This window comes from Cyanobacteriota bacterium (assembly GCA_025054735.1).
Classification (GTDB): Bacteria; Cyanobacteriota; Cyanobacteriia; order SKYG9; family SKYG9; genus SKYG9.
In genome coordinates this window covers 1-5,280 of the sequence record JANWZG010000286.1, presented here as the reverse complement: position 1 = coordinate 5,280, position 5,280 = coordinate 1, and the positions used below count along the sequence as shown (strand labels likewise).

Below are 5,280 nucleotides of genomic sequence, written 5' to 3'. Positions count from 1 at the left end.
CCTAGACTTGCTGAAGTTTGAGCAACCTGATTTCAGGCCAGTACTTCAATATCCAACACTGCGGATATGTGTACTCCAACATTAGAAAATAAACACCAACTGAAGTTCCCAGGTGTTGCCTACGTTACGAACAAGCCGAATTTGACGGATGAACTCTCGAAAATAAAACCGTCGCTCTGACTCAGATAGGTCTAGCCAGAACTGGGGCAATGACACTGTGGGCATCAGTGCAGCTAAATCAACCGGTGGCAACTGAGCAAGCTGACCTTGTAACTGAGCAATCTCTGCCTGCAATTTGTAAGTCCGCAGTGCTGCAGTCTCTGAGTCCAAAACACCTGTGTGGGTTAAGTCAGGCAACTGAGCTATGATTTGCTGTTTCTGCATAATTGCCTGCTGAATACCTTGCTTTACGCGGTCTAGATTGGGTAGAGGAGTGCCCGCAATAGCAGCAGGTAAGTCATGACAGATGCGCTGAATCGTCTGGTGGAGAACTTGATTGTAGGGAATGGATTTGCACTTAGGGTGCTGCCTACAGGCGATCGGACGCAGATATAGATAATGGGCTGACTCATGGTTATCAGTAGATCGGCGACCAACACCACGACGGCTAACTTGGCTAATGGTCATTCCAGATCCGCAAGCATCGCAGACAACTAAACCAGACAGTGACCGTGGGGCGCTAGCCGATCGCCGAGGTAGTGACTGGTTGCGACGAAGTAATCGATCAATCTGAGCTGCTTCTTCGCGAGCCAGAATAGGAGTATGGGTGTTAAGAATCACATGACCTGTTGTGTAGGCTAAATCACCTCGATAGACTGGGCTAGTTAACCAGCGTCGTCCTGTAGAGACAGAGATGGTTTTGCCATATTTGCGGGCAAGATGCCGGACTGCACGACGCAACGAACCATAGAGTAAAAACTGCTCAAAAAAGTCTTTCACAATCGGCGCTGTACTGCGATCGATCACATACCTATCCTTACCACGTCGATAACCGTAGGGAGCTGCTCCTGGAGGGGGCAATGCCCTGAGCCGATTACGTGCATGACCACGCTGAATGTGACGGCGGTGCTGTTCAGTTTGGAGAGACTTCAGTAACTCTAGCGTTGCTGGCGTTGTTGCCCCCGCGTCCACTGTGATCACAGCAGTGCCGAGCGCCTCGAATTGGGCTAGACAAGCCACGACATCAGCTACTGAGTCTCCTAAATCAGCCAGATGCTGAATCAATACATAGTCTGGCGATTCTGCCTGACAGTCTTGCAATAGTTGCTGGCGCTGGGTGCGATCGCCTACATCACGATAGACTCGATCAACCACTTGCTGCCACTGCGGCTCTGCTGCTACAGATAACAATGGATCCTGATACAAGTAAGCAAGGATAGTCATCCCAGCCACTAAACTCTGCCCTTCACATTATTGCGCAGGAGTACGGACGATCGCTGCGTTAGTCCCTCTCAATCCTAAGCTGGTAGTCTAAGACTGCATTGTTAAGCCAGTACTAACCAAAGTAAAGTTAAATGTAAATGATTAACATTCATCTTGGGGTGATGTGTGAAGCGACGATTGTAGCAGTTAGTGCTTCTTGGTTGCTCTTGATACGGTTCTCTGTTGCCATGATTGGGATTCGGTAGCCCTGTTCCATAGCTAGAGCTTGGTCAAATACTGAGAACGCTGTGTGATGTAGAGTGAGCAATGACCTGTGAGGTTGGTTAACTGGTGATGAAGAATAGTCCTATGAGTATTGCTATGCCCCCCCAAAAAGCCCCCGTGCTTGGGTTACCTGTTCATCTTTCCGATGATTACTTGAGTTGGGTATCGTCATGTTTGCTACGAGGTGAAGGCATGCATGTCGTTACACTCAACGCTGAGATGACCATGCAAGCCCAGCAAAATCCTGATTTGGCCAGTGTGATAAACTGTGCCGACCTGGTAATACCTGATGGTTCTGGCATTACGTTTTACTTCTGGCTGTATGGCAAGCAAGTTAATCGTTGTCCCGGCATTGAATTGGCTGAAGCCCTATTGAAAGCCTCAGTTCAAGCTGATCGCCCATGGTCGGTGTTTTTTTATGGGGGCAAACCAGATGTTGCCGAAAAGGCTGCCCAGCACTGGCGGTCGATGCTGCCGGGTATTAAAATTGTGGGCGTAGAGCATGGTTATCTAGATACTAACGATCGCGATCGTCTGCAAGCGACTCTCAAAACCTTGCAACCTCAGATTATCTTAGTAGGTCTGGGAGTTCCCCGTCAGGAATTTTGGATTGCCGAAAACCGTCATCTATGTCCTAATTCCATCTGGATTGGTGTAGGTGGCAGCTTTGACATCTGGGCAGGCCAAAAGTCCCGTGCTCCGCTGTGGTTGCGCAACAATCACTTGGAATGGATCTATCGCCTCTATCAAGAGCCATGGCGATGGCGGCGAATGTTGGCGTTACCAAAATTCGCAGTTCGCAGTCTAATTTATCGGCTGACCCAGAGACAACCCACCAAAGAGCGAGTATAGTAGGTGATTGTCTGCGCTTATGCTGGCCCCTTAGGCAACTTTGTTTGCCAATGGCAAGGCTAGATGTTGAGTTGCTGGCTATTTTGCAAAACTCTTTTGGTTGCAAGTCACTCTATGGTGCGAGACATCTCGACTGAGCGCCCTCGGCAAATAACTCCCTACAAAGTGCAGGGAACCGTGGTTCCTAGGCAACTACAATCGGTTTTGCCGCTTACAGACTCTCCACCCCAGTTGATGGTCAGTTTGCGGGGGGTAAGTAAAACCTACATCAACGGCACCCTTGCCCTCAGTGATGTGAATTTAGATGTCAAGCGAGGGGACTTTCTGTTCATTACAGGGCCTTCTGGAAGTGGTAAGTCAACCCTGTTGAAGTTACTGCATGGTGAAGAGCGGCCAACCCATGGTGAGGTGATTGTTGATGGTCAACAAGTGGCTATGCTTAGGGGCGATCGCTTAGCACTGTTCCGCCGCCAAATTGGGGTTGTGTTTCAAGACTATAAGCTAATTCCCAATCGCACAGTTGCTGAAAACATTGCCTTTGTGCTGCGCGCCCAGGGGTTTAACCATCGTGAGATTCAGCGCCGATTGCAACCTACTCTGAAAACAGTAGGCTTACTACACAAAGCAACCTGTTTCCCCGACCAACTATCTGGCGGAGAGCAACAACGGGTCAGCATTGCCCGTGCTATTGTTTCCACTCCACCGCTGCTGCTAGCTGATGAGCCAACGGGTAACCTTGACCCTGACAACTCTTGGCAAGTGATTCAGATTTTAACGAAGCTGAATGCGATCGGCATCACGGTGATTGTGACTACCCACGACGAACACCTAGTCCGGTTATCCAATCGCTCAGTCGTGCAACTGCATCAAGGTCGTCTTCAACGCATCACACTTTAGGGGTTGGGGATTCTACATAATTTTCTATACCTCTCCCCTTGCAGTCAGGTAACCCTCAAGTCTTAGGTACAACTTTTTCCTTAAAGACTTTGCCAGCAGAAAAAGCCGGAACACGAGTCGCTAGAATCGTCATCCTATCTCCAGTTTGGGGGTTACGCCCCTCACGAGCCTGTCGATCTCTAGTCTCAAAAGTACCGAAGCCAACTAGGGTAACCCTGTTTCCAGCAGAAACTGTTTCCATAATGGAATCAACAAATGCTGTGATTACTGCATCTGCATCCTTCTTACTGACGCTGGCTTTAGCAGCTACAGCATTGACTAGCTCACTCTTGTTCATAGTCTGCACATCGAGAGTGGGTAATATACGCGGCAAATTATAGTTCACATCCTAAAAACCAGCACTGCAAACTCACGCTTCTAACTAGTTGGGACCAACTAGATAGAAATGCTACTAGCTAGCTTGACCGCAAGCGCTAGTTGTAGACCAATGTGATGCTTGCCCCCAACGCCTTATAGGCAGCACTGAGATGCACTAGTAAGATTTCGGATAAATCTCTGGTGGCTGCTGTGGCCGGGCAGCGATCGTCATGAGGCAACCTGGCTTGGGCAAGTTGACTCCGGGGGGCACTAGGGCAACTACATGGGGCACAGGGCGAGGTTCATAGCCTACCAACGACTCACCTTGATAAGCCAGTGAGGTGCTAGCGCCTGAATCCAACATGACTGCATCCCGGAAGCCAGCCTTAGCGAGAATCTCTCCTAACTCCACAGAGCCTACAGGTTCTACGGTCACACCAATCTTGGGTTGTCCTGCCTCGTTAATGCCCCAGAAGGCGCGGTGACGAGGCTCATTAAAGTCAAACAGGTCACCAAAGGTTTTGGCAGGCTGAGGCACTCCATCCTTCACTAATCGTGCTGCGGCCACAAATACATCAGTGACTCCAGGAAGTTCTGCTTGCACACCTTCTAGCGTGTTGTGGAGTTTGGGGTCAAAGGGAATGAACTTTACTTGGCTAGGGTTAATCAGCACCAAGGGACGGCCCTTAATCTTCTCTCGATCCCACTTTTCACCGGGAATGAAGCGGCCAGTATTGTGACCCATCACCGGGCCAATCATCTTGTTGGAGTCTAGATATTCTAACGAGAAGAAACCTCCATCCACAGCTGCGATCGCCGGGGTGCCACGCAAAATCTCTGGTACTTGGTAGCGGCTCTTCGCGTGAATAGTAATCGGCCTACCACCATGGATAAACTCTAGGGGAATGTTATTGATGGTCGCCTGGGAACGCTCGATCGGAGCAGTAAAGTCAAAGCCACTGCTCTTTCTAGGCAGAGGATTGCCCCCAAAGGCTTGAGGCAAGATTTCTTCTAGGCGAGACTGACCAAAGCGCCCGATCGCTAACAAGTTTTCCGACTGGCCAGCAAAGATTTCATCGGTGTCACTCATGGTAAATGCTGCATGATAGCCTGCTGCTTTCACAGCATCAGCAACTCGCTGGTCATACTTACCCTCTGGGTAGGTAAAGTACTTGATAGAAACCCCAAGTTGCTCTTCTAGACGACGCTTGGACTCTACTACCTCATAGGTAAGTTGGTCATTGGGAAACGGAGTCAGGTCAGGGGGATGGGTAACGCTGTGGGAGGCAATTGTAATCAATGGATCTGCTGCCATTTCTTTCAATTGTGCCCATGTAACCGTAGAGCGACCAGCTTTCTTACCATCCACCTTATCCGTGAAAATTGAAAATACGGCTGGATACCCGTACTTTTTCAACAGTGGATAAGCATATTGATAGTGCCCGGCATAGCCATCGTCAAAGGTGAGCAACACAGGCTTGGGGGGCAGGGGCATCCCCGTTTTCAGGTGCATCATTAACTGGTCAG

At 49.6% G+C, this 5,280-nt stretch carries 5 protein-coding genes; 2 read left to right on the top strand and 3 right to left on the bottom strand.

From position 1 onward, the window contains the following. Nucleotides 1-81: 81 nt before the first annotated feature. Entirely contained in the window at nucleotides 82-1,383 is a 1,302-nt protein-coding gene (locus tag NZ772_13225) for a recombinase family protein (protein MCS6814512.1), read from the bottom strand. 348 nt (nucleotides 1,384-1,731) lie between these two features. Between NZ772_13225 and NZ772_13220 the strand changes: the two genes are divergently transcribed. After that, nucleotides 1,732-2,499, top strand: a complete 768-nt coding sequence (locus NZ772_13220; GenBank protein MCS6814511.1) for a WecB/TagA/CpsF family glycosyltransferase — start codon at nucleotides 1,732-1,734, stop codon at nucleotides 2,497-2,499. Between the two features lie 96 nt (nucleotides 2,500-2,595). Continuing rightward, the gene (ftsE, locus tag NZ772_13215) at nucleotides 2,596-3,396 is read left to right on the top strand and encodes a cell division ATP-binding protein FtsE (protein ID MCS6814510.1); all 801 of its coding nucleotides are present in this window, start codon (nucleotides 2,596-2,598) and stop codon (nucleotides 3,394-3,396) included. Between the two features lie 55 nt (nucleotides 3,397-3,451). Here ftsE and NZ772_13210 read toward each other — a convergent pair whose 3' ends face one another. Beyond that, on the bottom strand, nucleotides 3,452-3,733 hold the full coding sequence (locus NZ772_13210; protein ID MCS6814509.1) for an HU family DNA-binding protein: 282 nt from the start codon (nucleotides 3,731-3,733) through the stop codon (nucleotides 3,452-3,454). Nucleotides 3,734-3,928: 195 nt separating this feature from the next. Continuing rightward, the coding region (locus NZ772_13205; protein MCS6814508.1) for a polysaccharide deacetylase family protein at nucleotides 3,929-5,280 on the bottom strand (1,352 nt) is incomplete at its 5' end.

Bases quoted from the DNA above. Each gene is read 5' to 3' on its own strand.
- NZ772_13225 (MCS6814512.1), bottom strand. From the start codon at position 1,383: ATGACTATCCTTGCTTACTTGTATCAGGATCCATTGTTATCTGTAGCA.
- NZ772_13220 (MCS6814511.1), top strand. From the start codon at position 1,732: ATGAGTATTGCTATGCCCCCCCAAAAAGCCCCCGTGCTTGGGTTACCT.
- NZ772_13210 (MCS6814509.1), bottom strand. From the start codon at position 3,733: ATGAACAAGAGTGAGCTAGTCAATGCTGTAGCTGCTAAAGCCAGCGTC.